The organism is Amycolatopsis sp. NPDC104819 (assembly GCF_055583145.1).
Map to the genome: position 1 here is coordinate 520,025 of NZ_JBVJON010000002.1, position 15,653 is coordinate 535,677.

Sequence of the window (15,653 nt, forward strand, 5' to 3'; positions counted from 1 at the left end):
GGGATCAGTGACGCTGCTGCTGAAGCTCGTGCTCGCACCGCTGCTGGTGGTCGGGTCGTCGCTGGCCGGCCGCCGCTGGGGGCCGGGCCTGACCGGTCTGCTGGTCGCGCTGCCGCTGGTGGCGGGACCGATCCTGCTGATCACATACTTGGAGCAGGGCGCGGCGTTCGTCGCACGGGCGGCGTCGGCGTCCCTGCTGGGCCTGGTGTCCCTGGCGGCGTTCGCGGTGGTGTTCGCCCGGGTGAGCCGGGCGCGCGCCTGGCCGGGCACGCTGCTGGTGGGCTGGCTGGTGTGCTTGTCGCTGGATCTCGCGCTGTCGTTCGCGCCTGTCCCGCCGTGGGCGGGTCTGGGCCTGGCGTGGGCAGCGGCCTTGGCGGGCGCGCGGCTACTGCCCCCACCGGGCGAGCCGAGACCGGTGACGCTCCCGTGGTGGGACCTGCCCGCGCGGGCCGTGGTGACGGCGGGACTCGTCCTGGCGGTGACGGCCGCGGCCGGCCGCTTAGGTCCGGACTTGACAGGTGTCCTGGCCCCGTTCCCGACGGCGCTGAGCGTGGTGGCGGTGTTCGCCCTGGCACAGGGAGGCCCACCCGCGGCGGCCGCGACGGTTCGCGGGGTCCTGCGCGGCCTCGGCGGGTTCGCGGTGTTCTGTTTCCTGGTGGCGGTGCTGGCCGAACCGCTCGGCGGGTGGGCGTTCGGGGTTGCGGCCTGCGGGGTTCTGGTGTGGCAATTCGCTTACAGTTGTCGTTCATTCGGGAAATGACGGCGCTTCGTACCATCTCCCGCATGAAACCGACTTCCACTTCTCCGGCTGTGAGGGCGTTGTCCGCTTCGCTGCGCGATGCGCGTGAAGCGAAGAAGTACGGGCTGCGCCAGTTGTCGCGGGCGCTGGAGATCGACCCGCAGTTGTTGTCCCAGTGGGAAAGGGGGCAGCGGGTGCCGCCGGTGGAGGAGGTGGCTCGGGTCCTTGGGTATCTGCGGGTGGACAGGGAAACCGCTAAACGAATGCTGTTCCTGGCGAAGCACGCGAAGGAACCCAACTGGCTGGACTCCGGCTCCTGGGACCTGCCCGCCGCACTTACGGCGGTCATCCAGTGCGAGCAGACCGCTTCCGCGATCACCAACTGGGCGCCGCTGGTGGTTCCCGGTCTGCTGCAGACCCCTGACTACGCTCGCGCGTTGTTGAACTCATCCGGAATCGGCGTCGAGGAAGCGGATGCGCGGCTGGTGATCCGCCTCAAGCGGCAGAGGATCCTCGCCGGGCCCGAGCCCGTGCGGCTCAGGGCCGTTCTTTCCGAGCTGACGATCCGCGAAGTGGTCGGCGATGCCGACATCATGTCGGACCAGGTCGATCACCTGCTCACCATGGCCGAGCGCACCAACGTTTCGGTCCGCATCCTGCCCGCGGACGCGGGCTACCACCCGGGCAAGCTCGGCATGTTCACCTTGTACGACTTTCCCGTCGATCCCACGATCGTGGCGCTGGAGCACTATCACGCGAGCGCCTTCAGCAGCGAGTTGGTGGCTACCGCCGCCTACGTGAAGCTGGTAAAGGTTTTACTGGGCAAGGCTTTGACCGAGGACGCCTCGCAAGCCCTACTCCGCGAGGTGGCGCGATAGTCGGAGGCGATGTGTTCACTTGGCGTACGTCGAGCTACACCGGCGCATCGGGCGAGTGCGTCGAGGTCGGATTCCACTGGCGAACGTCGAGTTTCACCGCGACGGAAGAGTGCGTTGGGGTTGGCTTCACGTCGGGCAAGCCGAGTTCCAGCGTGACTGAAGGGCGCGTTGAGGTTGGCTTCACGTCGGGCAAGCCGAGTTCCAGCGTGACCGAAGAGCGCGTTGGGTCTGGCTCCACCTGGCAGAAGTCGAGCTACACCGCGAAAGAGGACTGCGTTGAGGTCCTGCTCGACGAACCCGTCGGCGTCCGCGACACCAAGGCCCGCCGGCTCGGCCAGCTCACCGTCACCCGCACCGCCTGGACCGCGCTCTGCTCCAAAGTCTTAGTGACTCAAGAAGTTAAGTGACTCCAAAGTTGCCATGACTCAAGGGGCTTAGTGGCTCCAAAGTTCCATGGTCAAAGGCTTAGTCGTTCCAAAGTCGCTGTGGCCAAAGGCTTAGTTTCTCCGAAGTCGCTGTGGCCAAAGACTTGGTTGCTCCGAAGTCTCTATGGCCCAAAAGTCTCAGTGACTCCAAAGGTTTAGCGACTCCAAGGTCGCAGCGACCCAAAAAGCTTAGTGATGCAACCATCCGGCGAACACCGCAGGTGAAGCGGCTATCAAACTGAAGCGGATCCACCTTCCGGCGAGCCCCGTGGTCAGGAACGTCGCAAGGCGCATCCGCACCAGCCCGGCCAGCACACTCGTCGCCATGAAGGGCGGCAGGCCGACCAGCGAGCTCACCCCATAGGTACCCGCCATCCAGTGCGGATGACGATGACAGCGCTCGCGCAGCCGATCGACCCAGCCGCGAATCCGCTTCGTCCGCAACTGCCAGCGCACCCGCCGAGCAGTCATCGGCCGTTCACGGTGCAGCCGGTCATGCAGCGGCTTAGGTAGCTTGATCGTCCCGCGCGCAGCAAGAAAATACAGCGTCTTCCCGGCAATCTGCCCGATGGCCACAGCGGCCCCCAGCCACACCCAGTGCAGCCCGGGATGACTGGCGCACAGCCCGATCAGGAACACTTCGGCGTTGATCAGCGGCACGATGGCCGAACCGAACGCGACGCCCAGCGTCAGCAGGATCCAGCTCATCGTGTCACCTCCTGAAAAGCTCTCGTGTTCTCTTCACGTTATCAGTTCGAAATCTCCGGACACTGGGGTTGGCCCCCGTCTTCGCTGGGTGGTCAGCACCAGAAGATCACCTGCCCGACGGCTTCCGGACACCTCCCGCTGGAACGCTGACGACGTGGCCGCCGAGCAGCTCCGTACGCCCGCTGACCGATTCGGCGCCCTCTGCCAGACCGTCGTGCGGGTGCTTCCGCTGGGTCTGTCGCGGATCGTGGCGCCGACGTTTCTGGGCTTCTGCCTCATCAACGGTCTGACGTTCGGCGTCGACCTCGGGTTGCTCACCGTTTTCCACGGCCTGCTCGGCTGGCCGGTGTGGCTCGCGATCACGGTCGCCTACGTCTGCGCGTTCGGGTTGAGCTTCGTGCTGAACCGGACGTTCAACTTCCATTCCCACGCCGCCGTCGGAATCCAGCTCGTCCTTTACATCGGTGCGATCGCTGTCAATTACGCGGCGTTTTTGCTGGGTGTGGGCGCGGGGCTGACGGCGCTGGGCGTCGAATACCACCTGTCGCGGCTGCTCGCGGGTGCCTGCGAGGGCGTCTTCATGTACTCCGTGATGCGGTGGGTGATCTTCCGGGACTCAGGCGAGGGCGAGATCGAGAGTGCCGGTGAGGCGGACCTCGCGCAGCAGCCGCTCGCCGGTGTCGAGGGTGCGGACGGTGGCGTCGGGGTTCCAGCCGGCCCGGCGGTAGAAGCCGAGCGAGGCGTGGTCGCCCTGGGCGACCCAGGTGATGCCGCGCGTGGCGCCGTCGGCCCGGAGGGCCGCGGCGGCCGTCGCGAGTAGGCGGCCGGCGTGGCCGCGGCGTCCCCAGCGCGGCTCGACGAGCAGCGTCGCGATCAGGCCGGTGGTGGCGGCGTCCTCGGGCAGGCCGCCCTCGGCGTCGGCGACCTCGCCGTCGGGCGCGCGGCCGGCGACGCAGAACCCGACGACGAACTGGCCCTCGGTGGCGACGTGGACGAGGCTGCCCGGGTAGTCGATGGTCTCGGTCCAGGTGCCGGCGAGGTCGGTCGCGTCCAGCTCGGCGAGCGCCTGCTTGCCGAGGAGATCCTCGTAGGCGGCGTGCCAGGTGTCACGCTGGATGCGGGCGATCTCCGCGGCGTCGGACAGGTCGGCGGGGCGGACGGCGGCGTCGCTCATGAGTGCTGAATCTAGTGGTGCGCGTTTTTGTCGGTGGTGGGTGGCACCATGACGGGACCATGCAAACGATCAGCGTCACGACGGCCCGGAAGACCTTTCTGGCCGCACAGGGCTTCGCCGACCCCCGTCCGTCCGGTCCGGTTTCCCGGCGGCACCTCAAACGGGTGCTGTCGCGGGTCCAGCTGCTGCAGCTGGACTCGGTGAACGTCGCGGTCCGGGCGCACTACATGCCGGTGTTCTCGCGGCTGGGCGCGTACGAGCCGGCGCTGCTGGACAGCGCGGCGTGGGCGCACTCGGCGCGGCAGCCCCGGATGCTGGTCGAGACGTGGGCGCACGAGGCGAGCCTGCTCCCGGTCGAAGACTGGCCGCTGATCCGCTCGGGCGCGAAGCGGGATGGCTGGTGGAAGCACTACGGGCCGCTGATCGAGAAGTCCCCGGGCCTGGTCGACGAGATCCTGTCGGTGGTCAAGGAGCTGGGCCCGATCGGCGCGGGCGGCATCGAGCGCGAGGTCGAGGCGGACGCCCAGCGACGCGGCCCGGGCTCGTGGTGGGAGCGGTCGGAGGTCAAGCGCGTCTGCGAGTACCTGTTCGGCGTCGGCCAGCTGACCACGGGCACCCGCCGCTCGTTCGAGCGGCTGTACGACCTCACTGAGCGCGTGGTCCCGCCGGAGATCCTGTCGGTGTCGGTGACCCCGGAGGAGGGCGCGCGCGGGCTGATCGAGCGTTCGGCGCGGGCGCTGGGCGTGGCCACGGAGACGGACCTGCGCGACTACTACCGCCTGGGCCCCGCGCCGGCCCGGCAGGCGGTGGCGGAGCTGGTGGAGTCGGGCGTCCTGGAGCCGGTCGCGGTCCAGGGCTGGAAAGCGGTGGCGTACCGGCATTCCGCCGCCCGGACGCCGCGTTCGGTGCCGGGCCGGGCGCTGCTGTGCCCGTTCGACCCGCTGATCTGGGAACGCGCCCGCACGGAGCGGCTGTTCGGGTTCCGGTACCGCATCGAGATCTACGTCCCGGAGCCGAAGCGGGTGTACGGCTACTACGTGTTCCCGTTCCTGCTGGACGGTTCCCTGGTCGGCCGAGTGGACCTGAAGGCCGATCGGGCGGCGGGAGTCCTGCGAGTCCAAGGCGCGTTCGCCGAGGAGGGCGCGGACCTGGCCCGGGTGCTCCCCGAGATGGCGGGGGAACTGAAGCACATGGCGGAGTGGCTGGGGTTGTCCGGCGTGGCGGTGGGAACGCGAGGGGAGCTGGCCAAGCCGTTGGCGAAACTGGTGCGCTGATCCTTAACCCAGCAGTCGCCTGAGGGCGGCGCGCGCTTGCTCTGGCGCCTTCGGGTCGTGGTGCAGCTGCCGGAAGAGGTTGAGGGTCAGCATCACGCCCACGATGTCGTACAGCAGCTGGTCCGGGTCCGTTTCCGGGGGCAGCTCGTCGGCCGCCAGGCGGATTTGGAGGCGCAGGTCGCGGTGCCAGAGCTGGGTCATGCCCAGCACGGCGTCGCGGACCGGGCCCGGGCGTCCGTCCACTTCGGACGCTGCCGCCGTGAAGAAACAACCGCCGGGCAACACGTCTCGCTCGAGGTAGGAGACCCACGCCTCGCAGAGTGCTCTCAGTTTCGGTAGCCCTGGTGATGCCGAGGCCTGCACTTCGCGGCCGAAGAGCGCCGCTGCCGCGTCGATCACGGCCAGCTGCAGGCCTTCTTTCGTGCCGAAGTGGCCCAGCAGTCCGGCTTTGCTCATGCCGAGCTCCGTCGCGAGGCGGCCGATCGTCAGGCCTTCGAGCCCTTCCACGGACGCCAGCGCCAGGCTGTGGTCGATGATCCGCTGCTTCGTCTGGCGGGATTCGACAACGGACTTCCGGGGGCTCATGACCGGTACTTTATCTTACGACCGATCGGTCGCTATAGTGTGCCGGGCATCGGACGAGCGGGACGGGGGCACGAGTGAGCGAACTGGTGACGGGGGCGTCCCCACCATCCGATGCCCAGACGGCGCGCACCTCGCCCCGCCGCGAGGTGCGCGCCGTCCCCGGCGTGGTCTGCGTGCACGCGGCCATGAGCAGCCCGGCCACCTGGGAACCGGTGCGATCGGCGCTCGGTGGTGATGTCCGTTGCCCGGCTTTGCCGGGCCATCCGGGCGGCCCGCGGCTGGACGCCTACCCGCTGACCGCCTTCCGCGACGCGGTGCTGGGGGCCTTGCCGGACCAGGGCCGGGTGGTGCTGATCGGCCACTCGCTCGGCGCGTTGGTAGCGACCCTGGTGGCAATGGAACGGCCCGACCGGATCGCGCGGCTGGTGCTCGAGGAGACGCCCGTCCCGAGGCGAACCCGCGCCGACGCGCCCCCGGCACGCAAGCGTTCGGCCGGGCTCGCGATGCGCGCGCTGGCGCGGGTGAGCGGCAAGTTCGACCCGGTGATGGTGCGGGACGTGCTGAGGGGACTGCGCGAACCGCAGCCGGACTGGTGGGCAGGACTGGAGAGGATCACGGCGCCGACGCTGATCCTCGCCGGCGGGCCGTCGAGTCATCTGGACCAGTCGCGGTACGAGCTGCTGGCAAAGGCCCTACCAACAGCCAAGACGACAACGATCGCGGTGGGCCACCGGATCCATACGAAGGCGCCGCAGGCGTGGCTGGCGGCGGTCGCGGGATAGCGCAGTCGAGCGCTCAAGCCGAGCCGGAGTCTCGAAGCCGGCCGGTGCGCGCACCGGACAGCCGCCAGGCATGGCGACGGGCCGTTCCCGGCCCCACCGGAAACGGCCCGTCTTCCCCTTTACTCAGCCGGCCGCGCGCGTCACAACGGCGTTGCCGGAGCCCGTTCGCGCCCGGATCTTCAGCTTCACTCCGTCCTCCGGGGCGCTGTCGGACACGTCCAGCTCGCTCGACACCCGGCCACCGCTGGAGGTCAGGTCGACCTCGGCCGCCGTGCCGGTGCGGATGCCGATCCGGACCTCGCCCGAACCCGTGATCAGGTCGAGCGTGCCCGAGCCCGCGTCGGCCACCGACAGGTCGCCGCTGCCCGTGCGGGCCATCACCTCGCCCGAGACCGCGCCCAGCCAGACGTCGCCCGTGCCCGTGGCCAGCGTCGCCGACCCGGCCAGTGAGGACGCCTCGACGCTGCCGCTGCCGCTGCGCAGCTGCAGCCCGCCCAGCGTCGGGCCGAGCTTGATGGCTCCGCTGCCCGTGCGGATCGTCGCCGAGCCGTCGGCGCGGTCGAGCTTCACCTCGCCGGAGCCGGTCAGCAGGTCGACGCGGCCGGCCGAGCCCGTCACCGTGACGTCCGCCGCGCCCGCCCGGACCTCGACGTGCGAGCCCGCCGGCGCGTGCACCTTCACCGCGAGCGCCACGTTCCGCAGCTGCCACGCCTTGGGCGCCTGCACGACCAGGCGGTTGCCGAGCTTCTCGATCCGGCTCTGCCGCACCGCCTCGGCGGGGGAGGCGCCCGGGTCGACCCCCAGCTGGTCGCCGAACCGCTCGCCGACCCACGACAGCAGGCTGTTCACGCCCGCCACCCACGGCTGCTGCTCACCCTGGTCGTGCCGCAGCTCGACCCGCGCGCCGGAGTCCCCGTCGAGGACCACCTCGACGCGCCCGATCGTCACCCCCAGGTCCAGCTCCAGCGGCACGTCGGTCTCGAACTCGTCGACCCGCACCAGCTCGTCGTTCGACGAAGGCGGCGGAGTCTCCTCGGCCGGCGTCTCCGGTGTGGTCTGGTCTTCGTCACTCATCGTCGTTCCCCTCAGCCTTCGACCCAGCCGTGCAGGCGCGAGCCGGACTGGCCGCCGCCCTTCCCGTGGTGCTTCGGGCCCGCGCCGAGCGAGCCGTGCCCCAGCGCCCCCTGCACCGCCTGGGAGACGAACGTGTTCAGCGAGACGCCCTGCGCCTGCGCCGCGCGTTCGGCCTGCCCCTTGATCTGCTCGACCAGGCGCAGGGTGATGCGCGAGATGTCACCGCCGTCCATCAGCGGTGGCATGGTGGTGTCACGTGGTGTCGCCCGTGGTGCCGGCTCCTCTTCGGCGGCTCCGGTGACGACGACGCGGACGTCACGGCCGTCGAGCCGCACGTCCACCACCTGGCCCGGCAGCGCGGCCGTGACCTCGGCGGCCAGGTCGGCCAGTGCGTTCATCAGGGTCAGGCGGACGGCGGGTTCGAGGGCGGAGGACAGCAGCGCGGCCGCCCGCCGGGTCTGCTCGTCCCCGGCGGCAGCCGTGTTCGCGAGGTCCTCGCGAAGGTTGGCGATGTACGGCGTCAGGTCCATGACACCACTATGACGTCACTCGTGGTGTCAGTCAAGGAGCTCGTGTCCCCCGGGAGTGGGCGGCCGTGCGCGGATAGGCTGCGGTCGGGAGTCGTCGTTAGGAGTGCGGACGTGGCCGGAACCGGGGCACCGAGGGTGCAGCTGATCGCGAAGACGGAGTTCTTCCCGCCCGAGGACGTGCCGTGGTCGACCGACGCGGACGGCGGCGAAGCGCTCGCCGAGTTCGCCGGCCGGGCCTGCTACCAGTCGTGGGACAAGCCGAACCCGGTCACCGCGACCAACGCCGGCTACCTCGAGCACATCATCGACGTCGGCCACCTCGCGGTGCTGGAGCACGGTTCGGTGACCTTCTACCTCACCGGGATCTCGCGTTCGCTGACCCACGAACTGATCCGCCACCGCCACTTCTCCTACTCCCAGCTTTCCCGCCGGTACGTGCCGGAGGGCGACGCGGCCGTCGTCGAGCCGGCGGTGATCGCGGACGACCCGGCGCTGCACGCGAAGTTCGTCGCCGCGACCCGGGCGAGCGCCGAGGCCTACGCCGAGCTGCTCGCCGGGCTCGAAGAGAAGTTCGCCGACGCCCCGGCCGCGAGCCTGCGCCGCAAGCAGGCCCGCCAGGCCGCGCGCTCGGTGCTGCCGAATGCGACCGAGACGCGCATCGTCGTCACCGGGAACTACCGCGCCTGGCGCCACTTCGTCGCGATGCGCGCCACCGAGCACGCCGACGTCGAGCTCCGCGACCTGGCCGTCGCGTGCCTGCGCGAGCTGCAGAAGGCCGCGCCGAACGTGTTCGCCGACTTCACCATCTCGACGTTGCCGGACGGCACCGAGATCGCCACGAGCCCGAAGGTCCTGGAAGGCTGATGAAACGACTCGCGATCGACGTCCGGCCCGGCGAATACGCCGTGGTCCGGCTGCCCGCCGACGCCCCCGTCCCCGCGGAGCTGCTCGCTCCCGGCGAACCTGCGTTCGTCTCGGTGACGCGTACGCCCGAAGAGCTTTCGGTGATCTGCCCGGCCGGGCGTGAACCGGCCGGCAGCACGGCGGCCGAGGACGGCTGGCGCCTGCTTTCGGTCCGCGGGCCGCTGGAGTTCACGCTCACCGGCATCATCGCCGCGCTCGCGTCCGAGCTGGCCGGCGCCGGGGTGGCGCTGTTCTCGATGTCCACTTTCGACACCGACCACATCCTGGTCCGGGCCACCGATCTCGACGAAGCGGTGAAGGCCCTGCGCGAGTCGGGCCACGAGGTCTCCCACCCCTGATCCCGCTTCGCGGACCGGTTCACGGGTACTCCCGGCACGAGGGTGGGAGCCGTCACCCTTGAAATCGAAAGTTCGGCACGCCTAAACTTCGATTTGGGGTTCCCGACATCCGGTTGAGAGGCAGGCGCCATGGCTGTGACCGAGGCCGCGCGGCCGAAGCTGACGTCGCGCCTGCGCACCGGGTCGGCCCTGCTGGGCCCCGCGTTCGTCGCCGCGATCGCCTACGTCGACCCCGGCAACGTCGCCGCCAACATCAGCGCCGGCGCCCGCTACGGCTACCTGCTGGTCTGGGTGATCGTCGCGGCGAACCTGATGGCCGTCCTCGTGCAGTACCTGTCCGCGAAACTCGGCCTGGTCAGCGGCAGGTCGCTGCCGGAGGCCCTGCGCGCCCGGCTGTCCCGGCCCGCGCGGCTGGCGTACTGGCTGCAGGCCGAGGTCGTCGCCATCGCCACCGACCTGGCCGAGGTCGTCGGCGGCGCGATCGCGCTCAACCTGCTGTTCGACCTGCCGCTCGTGGTCGGCGGCCTGATCACCGGCGCGGTCTCGCTGACGCTGCTGGCGGTCCAAGACCGCGGCGGCCAGCGGACGTTCGAACGGGTCGTCACCGGCCTGCTGCTGGTCATCGCCATCGGGTTCCTGGCCAGCCTGTTCGTCGAGCCGCCGTCCGCGGCCGAGACGCTCGGCGGGCTGGTGCCGAGGTTCGACGGCTCCGGCAGCGTCCTCATCGCCGCCGCGATGCTCGGCGCGACCGTCATGCCGCACGCCGTCTACCTGCACTCGGGCCTGGTCCGCGACCGGCACGGGCTCCCGGACGTCACCACGCGCCGCCGGCTGCTGCGCGCCACCCGCGCCGACGTCGGCCTGGCGATGCTGCTGGCCGGCGCGGTGAACCTCGGCATGCTGCTGCTCGCCGCGACGAACCTCCAGGGCCAGACGGGCGTCGACAGCATCGAGGGCGCGCACGGCGCCGTCGCGCAGGCGCTCGGCCCGGGCATCGCGCTGATGTTCGCGATCGGCCTGCTCGCCTCCGGCCTGGCTTCGACGTCGGTGGGCGCGTACGCGGGCGCGATGATCATGCAGGGCCTGCTGCACAAGCGGATCCCGCTGGTCCTGCGCCGGCTCGTCACGCTCACCCCGGCGATCGTGGTGCTGGCGCTGGGCGCCGACCCGTCCGCGGCGCTGGTCGTCTCGCAGGTCGTGCTGTCGTTCGGGATCCCGTTCGCGCTCGTGCCGCTGATCCGGCTGACCGCCGACCGCGACCTGATGGGCGCGGACGCCAACCACCGCCTCACGACGGTCGCGGCGGGTCTCATCGCGGCCGTCATCATCACCCTCAACCTGGTTCTGGTCTACTTGACGTTCACCGGCTGACCAAGAGCAGGGAGGCCGCAGCCATGGCCTGGATCTTCGCGCTGAACGCCGAATGCGGAGGGCGGGAGACCCACGCCCGGGACCTCGCACGCCACTTCGACGGCTGGCCGGCGCGTGTCTTCTCCGACGGCGCCGGCTGGTGGTGCGGTGTCGCCCCCGAAGGCGTGAGCCAGTCCGGTCCGCAGTCCGGCGAGGAGGCCACGGCGATGACGGCGGCCGGGCGGCGGCTCTACTGGCAGCTCCGCACCGCCCCGCCGGTCTACCGCTACGCCCTCGCCGGCGTCGAGACCGACCGGTTCCGCAGCTACGACGAGCTGATGGCCGAGGGCGCGAACCTGACGCGGTTCCCCGGTCTGGTCGTCAGCGAGGACATCTGGGCCGCGACCGGCCGGCGGGCCGAGTTCAGCGACTTCGCCCCCGGCTACCGGTGGCTCCCGTACCGCGGGGAGACCTTCAAGCGGACCTGATTTCGTGGAACCTCCGGCGGCGCGCGACGGTCCGACTAGCATCTGCGCGACCGCCGCTTGAAGGAGCACCGTGACCGACGAACAGACCCGGCCGTACCCGCCGCAGGCGCCCGTCACGCCTGGTCAGCGGGTTGTCGCCGGCCGTTATGCCCTGCTCGGTGAGCTCGGCCGGGGCGGCATGGGTGTCGTCTGGCGGGCCCAGGACCAGGTCATCGGCCGCCAGGTGGCGGTCAAGGAGCTGCGGCTGCCCGACGCCGAGTCCGCCGCGGTGTTCTCCGAGCGCGCGCTGCGCGAGGTGCGCACCGGCGGGCGGCTCAACGACCCCGCCGTCGTCACGGTCTACGACGTCGTCACCGACGGCGGCACGACGTTCATCGTGATGGAGCTCGTCGAGGCGCCGTCGCTGGCCGACCTCGTGCGCCAGCGCGGCCCGATGCCCGCCGCGCAGGCCGCGCTGATGGGGGAGCGGGTGCTGGCCGCGCTGCAGGCGGCCCATGCGGCCGGGATCGTGCACCGCGACGTCAAGCCGGCGAACATCCTGGTCGGGCCGGACGGCCGCGTGAAGCTCACCGACTTCGGCATCGCCCACGCCGTCGACGACCCGCGCCTGACCACCAGCGGCATGATCGTCGGCTCGCCCGCGTTCATGGCGCCGGAGCGCGTCGAAGGCCGCGAAGCGCTGCCCGCGTCCGACCTGTGGTCGCTCGGCGCGACGCTGTTCTTCGCCGTCGAAGGCTCGATCCCGTTCGAACGCGCGACCACCGCCGCGACGCTGCACGCGATCATGACCGAGATCCCGTACCTGACCCGCGGCCAGGGCCCGATCGCCGCGGCCATCCTCGGCCTGCTCGTCGCCAATCCCGACGCGCGCCTCACCGCCGCCCAGGCGCAGAACCTGCTGACCACGGCGCAGGGCGTGCGGCCGACCCCGCCGGGCGGCACCGCGATGGTCCAGCCGGTGACGCGGATGGCGCCGCGGCCGCCGAAGCGGAACCTCCGCGTGCTGTGGCTCTCGCTCGCCGCGGTGGCGGTCGTCGCCGCCCTGGTCGGTGGCTTCTTCGCGGGCAAGGCGTTCGAGACCCCGGCCGTCGACGAGCAGAAGCTGCCGACCGTGACGTTCGGGCTCGGCGGCCAGATGCGCGTCGACGCCAGCTCCAGCTACCCCTGCTACAACGCGGCGGTCCAGGACGGCGGGGTCATCAGCGGGGACAACGACGGGGACTGCAAGGACAGCCACACCCTCGAGATCTACGACGCCGGCGACGTCATCGGCACCACGAACTGGAACGACACCGACGCGGCGGTCGCCGCCTACCCGGGGCAGGCCGCCGCCACCGCGGCGGCCGAGGCGCGCTGTGCGGCGTCGTTCCGCTCCTCGATCGTCCCCGAAGCCAAGCGCGACGGCCTCAAGTACCGGGCGCTCGTGCCGACCCAGCAGGAGTGGCAGAGCGTCCCCACCGAGAGCGGCGAATACCCCACGCGCGAGTTCTACTGCGTGCTCGCCAAGGCCGACGGCGGCCCGATCTCCGCGCCGATCGTGACCAAGGTCAAGTAGAAGTTCCGCGACGAGCGGCCGACTCGCGGAAATCCTCCGCACTTGGCCGGGGGTGACCAGGTCGGCGCGGTTTTCGCCGGGCGGACGGGGTACCGTCTGGGCATGTCCACCCCACCTACCGCAGCGCCCGGACGGCCGTTCGGGCGTGTGCTCACCGCGATGGCGACCCCCTTCGACGCCGAGGGCGCACTGGACCTGAAGCGGGCGCAGGAGCTCGCCGAGCACCTTGTGGAGCTGGGGAACGACGGTCTCGTCATCAACGGCACCACCGGCGAGAGCCCGACCACGAGCGACACGGAGAAGCAGGAGCTGATCCGCGCGGTGGTCGAGGCCGTCGGCGACCGGGCGACGATCGTGGCCGGCGCGGGCACCAACAACACCGCGCACAGCATCGAGCAGGCCCGGCAGGCCGAAGCCGCCGGCGCGCACGGCCTGCTGGTCGTCACGCCGTACTACTCGCGGCCCAGCCAGGCCGGGCTGTACGCGCACTTCACCACGGTCGCCGACACGACCGAGCTGCCGGTGATGCTCTACGACATCCCGCCGCGCTCGGTCGTCCCGATCGAGGTCGACACGCTGCTGCGGCTGGCCGAGCACCCGCGGATCGTCGCGGTCAAGGACGCCAAGGGCGACCTGATCGCCGGCTCCGAGGTCATCGCCAACACCCACCTCGCGTACTACTCCGGCGACGACGGGCTGAACCTGCCCTGGATCTCCGTCGGCGGCACCGGCGTGGTGAGTGTGATCGGTCACGTCGTCGCGGGCCGGATCCGCGCGATGATCGACGCCTACGAGAACGGCGACACCTCCACCGCGCGCACCAACCACCGCGGCATGCTTCCGGTGCTGCGCGCGATGTCGCGGGTCGGCGGGGTCGCGTTCAGCAAGACGGCGCTGCGCCTGCGTGGCTTCGACATCGGCGCCCCGCGGCTCCCGATCGTGGCGCCGAGCACCGACCAGACCGCCCTGATCGCCGCCGATCTGGCCCAGGGCGGCGTGCCGCTGGGCGACACGGCGGCCCAGGACTGGCATGGTGAGCGGGTGGCACAAGCAGATTCGAGGGCCGCCTACGTGGCGCCGACCTCGCACACCAGCGTTGGGACCCTGCCTCGGTGAGCTCACTTCCCCCCGGTCCAGGCCCCACCAACGCCCCGCCCGAACTGCCCGCCGGAGCCCTGCGCGTCGTCGCGCTGGGCGGCATCGGCGAGGTCGGGCGCAACATGACCGTCTTCGAGTTCGGCGGCCGGCTGCTCATCGTCGACTGCGGGGTGCTCTTCCCCGAGGACGACCAGCCCGGCGTCGACCTGATCCTGCCGGACTTCCGCGCGATCGAAGACCGCCTCGACGACATCGAAGGCCTCGTGCTCACCCACGGGCACGAGGACCACATCGGCGCCGTCCCGTTCCTCCTGCGCCTGCGGCCGGACCTGCCGATCTACGGCTCGCGGTTCACCAACGCGCTGCTCGCGGCGAAGGCCAAGGAGCACCGGCAGCGGCCGAAGCTGATCGAGGTCCGCGAGGGCGAGCGCCGCGACGTCGGCGTGTTCAACCTCGAGTTCTTCGCGGTGAACCACTCGATCCCGGACGCGCTGGCCGTCGCCATCCGCACCCCGGCGGGCGTCGTCCTGCACACCGGCGACATCAAGCTCGACCAGCTCCCGCTCGACGGGCGCCTCACCGACCTGGCCGGGTTCTCCCGGCTCGGCGACGAGGGTGTCGACCTGTTCTGCGTCGACTCGACCAACGCCGAGGTCCCCGGGTTCGTGATGCCCGAGCGCGACATCGGCCCGGTGCTCGACGACGTCATCCGCCGCGTCGACCAGCGCGTGATCGTGGCCTGCTTCGCCAGCCACGTGCACCGCGTCCAGCAGGTGCTGGACGCCGCGCTGCGCCACGGCCGCCGGATCGCGTTCGTCGGCCGCTCGATGGTCCGCAACATGGGGATCGCGGCCGAGCTGGGCCTGCTCAACGTCCCGGACGGCCTGCTGGTCGACCTCGACCAGGCGAGCACCCTGCCGGAGAGCAAGGTCCTGTTCGTCTCGACCGGGTCCCAGGGCGAGCCGCTCTCGGCGCTGTCACGGATGGCGCGCGGTGAGCACCGGCAGATCTCGATCCGCGCGGGCGACACCGTCGTGCTGGCCAGCTCGATGATCCCGGGCAACGAGACCGCGGTGTTCGGCGTGGTCAACGGCCTGACCCGACTCGGCGCGAACGTCGTCCACCAGGGCAACGCGAAGGTGCACGTGTCCGGGCACGCGTCGGCGGGCGAGCTGCTCTACCTGTACAACGCGGTGCGCCCGAGCAACGTGATGCCGGTCCACGGCGAGTGGAAGCACCTGCGCGCGAACGGCGAGCTGGCGGTCCGCACCGGCGTCGCGGCGGAGAACGTGGTCATCGCCGAGGACGGCGTGGTCGTCGACCTGGTCGACGGCAAGGCCTCCCGCACCGGCCGCGTCGAGGTCGGGCACGTCTACGTCGACGGCCTCTCGGTCGGCGACGTCGGCGAGTCGACCCTGTCCGACCGGCTGGTGCTGGGCGAGGGCGGGTTCATCTCGATCAGCGTCGCGGTCGACTCCAGCACGGGCCGCGCGGTCAGCAGCCCGACGGTGTCCGGCCGCGGCTTCTCCGACGACCCGAAGGCGCTCGCCGCCGTCGTGCCGCTGGTGGAGATGGAGCTGGCGCGCACGGAGGCCGAAGGCATCACCGACACCCACCGTATCGCGCAGGCGGTCCGCCGGGTGGTCGGCCGCTGGGTCGCCGACACCTACCGCCGCCGCCCGATGATCGTCCCGACGGTCATCCCGGTCTGAGTTCGGTCCGCGGAACGCC

17 protein-coding genes and 1 pseudogene are annotated in these 15,653 nt (G+C 71.0%); 13 read left to right on the top strand and 5 right to left on the bottom strand.

Going from position 1 to position 15,653, the window contains the following annotated elements:
* The first annotated feature begins 7 nt into the window (after nt 1-7).
* From ACZ63E_RS07425 to ACZ63E_RS07435, 3 genes are read left to right on the top strand one after another with little or no spacing between them, the layout of a single operon-like run.
* The gene (locus tag ACZ63E_RS07425) at nt 8-760 is read left to right on the top strand and encodes a hypothetical protein (RefSeq protein ID WP_465335146.1); all 753 of its coding nucleotides are present in this window, start codon (nt 8-10) and stop codon (nt 758-760) included.
* A 23-nt stretch (nt 761-783) separates the two neighbouring features.
* Nucleotides 784-1,617 (top strand): helix-turn-helix domain-containing protein, encoded by an 834-nt coding sequence (locus ACZ63E_RS07430; RefSeq protein WP_465335148.1) that lies wholly within the window; start codon nt 784-786, stop codon nt 1,615-1,617.
* 11 nt (nt 1,618-1,628) lie between these two features.
* Nucleotides 1,629-2,024, top strand: a complete 396-nt coding sequence (locus tag ACZ63E_RS07435) for a DUF397 domain-containing protein (protein ID WP_465335150.1) — start codon at nt 1,629-1,631, stop codon at nt 2,022-2,024.
* 207 nt (nt 2,025-2,231) lie between these two features.
* Here the strand turns inward: ACZ63E_RS07435 and ACZ63E_RS07440 are convergent, their stop codons facing one another.
* Nucleotides 2,232-2,750, bottom strand: coding sequence for a hypothetical protein (locus ACZ63E_RS07440; protein ID WP_465309814.1), 519 nt, complete (start codon nt 2,748-2,750; stop codon nt 2,232-2,234).
* Between ACZ63E_RS07440 and ACZ63E_RS07445 the strand changes: the two are divergent.
* Nucleotides 2,704-3,300 (top strand): annotated as a pseudogene (locus ACZ63E_RS07445) (GtrA family protein); the annotation flags it as partial. The gene ACZ63E_RS07440 and the pseudogene ACZ63E_RS07445 overlap by 47 nt on opposite strands.
* Before the next feature lie 66 nt (nt 3,301-3,366).
* Here ACZ63E_RS07445 and ACZ63E_RS07450 read toward each other — a convergent pair.
* On the bottom strand, nt 3,367-3,924 hold the full coding sequence (locus ACZ63E_RS07450; protein WP_465335152.1) for a GNAT family N-acetyltransferase: 558 nt from the start codon (nt 3,922-3,924) through the stop codon (nt 3,367-3,369).
* A 59-nt stretch (nt 3,925-3,983) separates the two neighbouring features.
* Here ACZ63E_RS07450 and ACZ63E_RS07455 point away from each other — a divergent pair, with 59 nt between their 5' ends.
* Nucleotides 3,984-5,198, top strand: coding sequence for a winged helix-turn-helix domain-containing protein (locus ACZ63E_RS07455; RefSeq protein ID WP_465335154.1), 1,215 nt, complete (start codon nt 3,984-3,986; stop codon nt 5,196-5,198).
* A gap of 3 nt (nt 5,199-5,201) precedes the next feature.
* Here the strand turns inward: ACZ63E_RS07455 and ACZ63E_RS07460 are convergent, their stop codons facing one another.
* A complete protein-coding gene (locus tag ACZ63E_RS07460) occupies nt 5,202-5,783 on the bottom strand; it encodes a TetR/AcrR family transcriptional regulator (RefSeq protein WP_465335156.1) in 582 nt (193 codons plus the stop codon).
* A 74-nt stretch (nt 5,784-5,857) separates the two neighbouring features.
* Between ACZ63E_RS07460 and ACZ63E_RS07465 the strand changes: the two genes are divergently transcribed.
* Nucleotides 5,858-6,565 (top strand): alpha/beta fold hydrolase, encoded by a 708-nt coding sequence (locus ACZ63E_RS07465; RefSeq protein WP_465335158.1) that lies wholly within the window; start codon nt 5,858-5,860, stop codon nt 6,563-6,565.
* 123 nt (nt 6,566-6,688) lie between these two features.
* Here ACZ63E_RS07465 and ACZ63E_RS07470 read toward each other — a convergent pair whose 3' ends face one another.
* Nucleotides 6,689-7,639: a DUF4097 family beta strand repeat-containing protein gene (locus ACZ63E_RS07470; protein WP_465335160.1), complete on the bottom strand. Its 951-nt coding sequence runs from the start codon at nt 7,637-7,639 to the stop codon at nt 6,689-6,691.
* 11 nt (nt 7,640-7,650) lie between these two features.
* Nucleotides 7,651-8,169, bottom strand: a complete 519-nt coding sequence (locus ACZ63E_RS07475) for a toxin-antitoxin system HicB family antitoxin (protein WP_465335162.1) — start codon at nt 8,167-8,169, stop codon at nt 7,651-7,653.
* Between the two features lie 111 nt (nt 8,170-8,280).
* Here ACZ63E_RS07475 and thyX point away from each other — a divergent pair, with 111 nt between their 5' ends.
* From thyX to ACZ63E_RS07510, 7 genes are all read left to right on the top strand, one after another.
* Complete coding sequence (gene thyX, locus ACZ63E_RS07480) at nt 8,281-9,033, top strand: FAD-dependent thymidylate synthase (protein WP_465335163.1); 753 nt, start codon at nt 8,281-8,283, stop codon at nt 9,031-9,033.
* Nucleotides 9,033-9,431, top strand: a complete 399-nt coding sequence (locus ACZ63E_RS07485) for an ACT domain-containing protein (protein WP_465309822.1) — start codon at nt 9,033-9,035, stop codon at nt 9,429-9,431. Before thyX ends, ACZ63E_RS07485 begins: the two co-directional genes overlap by 1 nt.
* Nucleotides 9,432-9,560: 129 nt before the next feature.
* On the top strand, nt 9,561-10,802 hold the full coding sequence (locus ACZ63E_RS07490) for an Nramp family divalent metal transporter (protein WP_465335165.1): 1,242 nt from the start codon (nt 9,561-9,563) through the stop codon (nt 10,800-10,802).
* Between the two features lie 23 nt (nt 10,803-10,825).
* A complete protein-coding gene (locus ACZ63E_RS07495) occupies nt 10,826-11,269 on the top strand; it encodes a hypothetical protein (protein ID WP_465335167.1) in 444 nt (147 codons plus the stop codon).
* Nucleotides 11,270-11,339: 70 nt separating this feature from the next.
* Entirely contained in the window at nt 11,340-12,824 is a 1,485-nt protein-coding gene (locus tag ACZ63E_RS07500; RefSeq protein WP_465335169.1) for a serine/threonine-protein kinase, read from the top strand.
* 102 nt (nt 12,825-12,926) lie between these two features.
* On the top strand, nt 12,927-13,940 hold the full coding sequence (gene dapA, locus ACZ63E_RS07505) for a 4-hydroxy-tetrahydrodipicolinate synthase (protein WP_465335171.1): 1,014 nt from the start codon (nt 12,927-12,929) through the stop codon (nt 13,938-13,940).
* Nucleotides 13,937-15,634 (top strand): ribonuclease J, encoded by a 1,698-nt coding sequence (locus ACZ63E_RS07510; RefSeq protein WP_465335173.1) that lies wholly within the window; start codon nt 13,937-13,939, stop codon nt 15,632-15,634. The genes dapA and ACZ63E_RS07510 overlap by 4 nt, the downstream gene beginning before the upstream one ends.
* Nucleotides 15,635-15,653 lie beyond the last annotated feature (19 nt).

What these genes read in the sequence shown, in the direction of transcription:
- ACZ63E_RS07430 (WP_465335148.1), top strand. Translation starts at nt 784, where the DNA reads ATGAAACCGACTTCCACTTCTCCGGCTGTGAGGGCGTTGTCCGCTTCG.
- ACZ63E_RS07440 (WP_465309814.1), bottom strand. Translation starts at nt 2,750, where the DNA reads ATGAGCTGGATCCTGCTGACGCTGGGCGTCGCGTTCGGTTCGGCCATC.
- ACZ63E_RS07450 (WP_465335152.1), bottom strand. Translation starts at nt 3,924, where the DNA reads ATGAGCGACGCCGCCGTCCGCCCCGCCGACCTGTCCGACGCCGCGGAG.
- ACZ63E_RS07455 (WP_465335154.1), top strand. Translation starts at nt 3,984, where the DNA reads ATGCAAACGATCAGCGTCACGACGGCCCGGAAGACCTTTCTGGCCGCA.
- ACZ63E_RS07460 (WP_465335156.1), bottom strand. Translation starts at nt 5,783, where the DNA reads ATGAGCCCCCGGAAGTCCGTTGTCGAATCCCGCCAGACGAAGCAGCGG.
- ACZ63E_RS07470 (WP_465335160.1), bottom strand. Translation starts at nt 7,639, where the DNA reads ATGAGTGACGAAGACCAGACCACACCGGAGACGCCGGCCGAGGAGACT.
- ACZ63E_RS07475 (WP_465335162.1), bottom strand. Translation starts at nt 8,169, where the DNA reads ATGGACCTGACGCCGTACATCGCCAACCTTCGCGAGGACCTCGCGAAC.
- ACZ63E_RS07485 (WP_465309822.1), top strand. Translation starts at nt 9,033, where the DNA reads ATGAAACGACTCGCGATCGACGTCCGGCCCGGCGAATACGCCGTGGTC.
- ACZ63E_RS07490 (WP_465335165.1), top strand. Translation starts at nt 9,561, where the DNA reads ATGGCTGTGACCGAGGCCGCGCGGCCGAAGCTGACGTCGCGCCTGCGC.
- ACZ63E_RS07495 (WP_465335167.1), top strand. Translation starts at nt 10,826, where the DNA reads ATGGCCTGGATCTTCGCGCTGAACGCCGAATGCGGAGGGCGGGAGACC.
- dapA (WP_465335171.1), top strand. Translation starts at nt 12,927, where the DNA reads ATGTCCACCCCACCTACCGCAGCGCCCGGACGGCCGTTCGGGCGTGTG.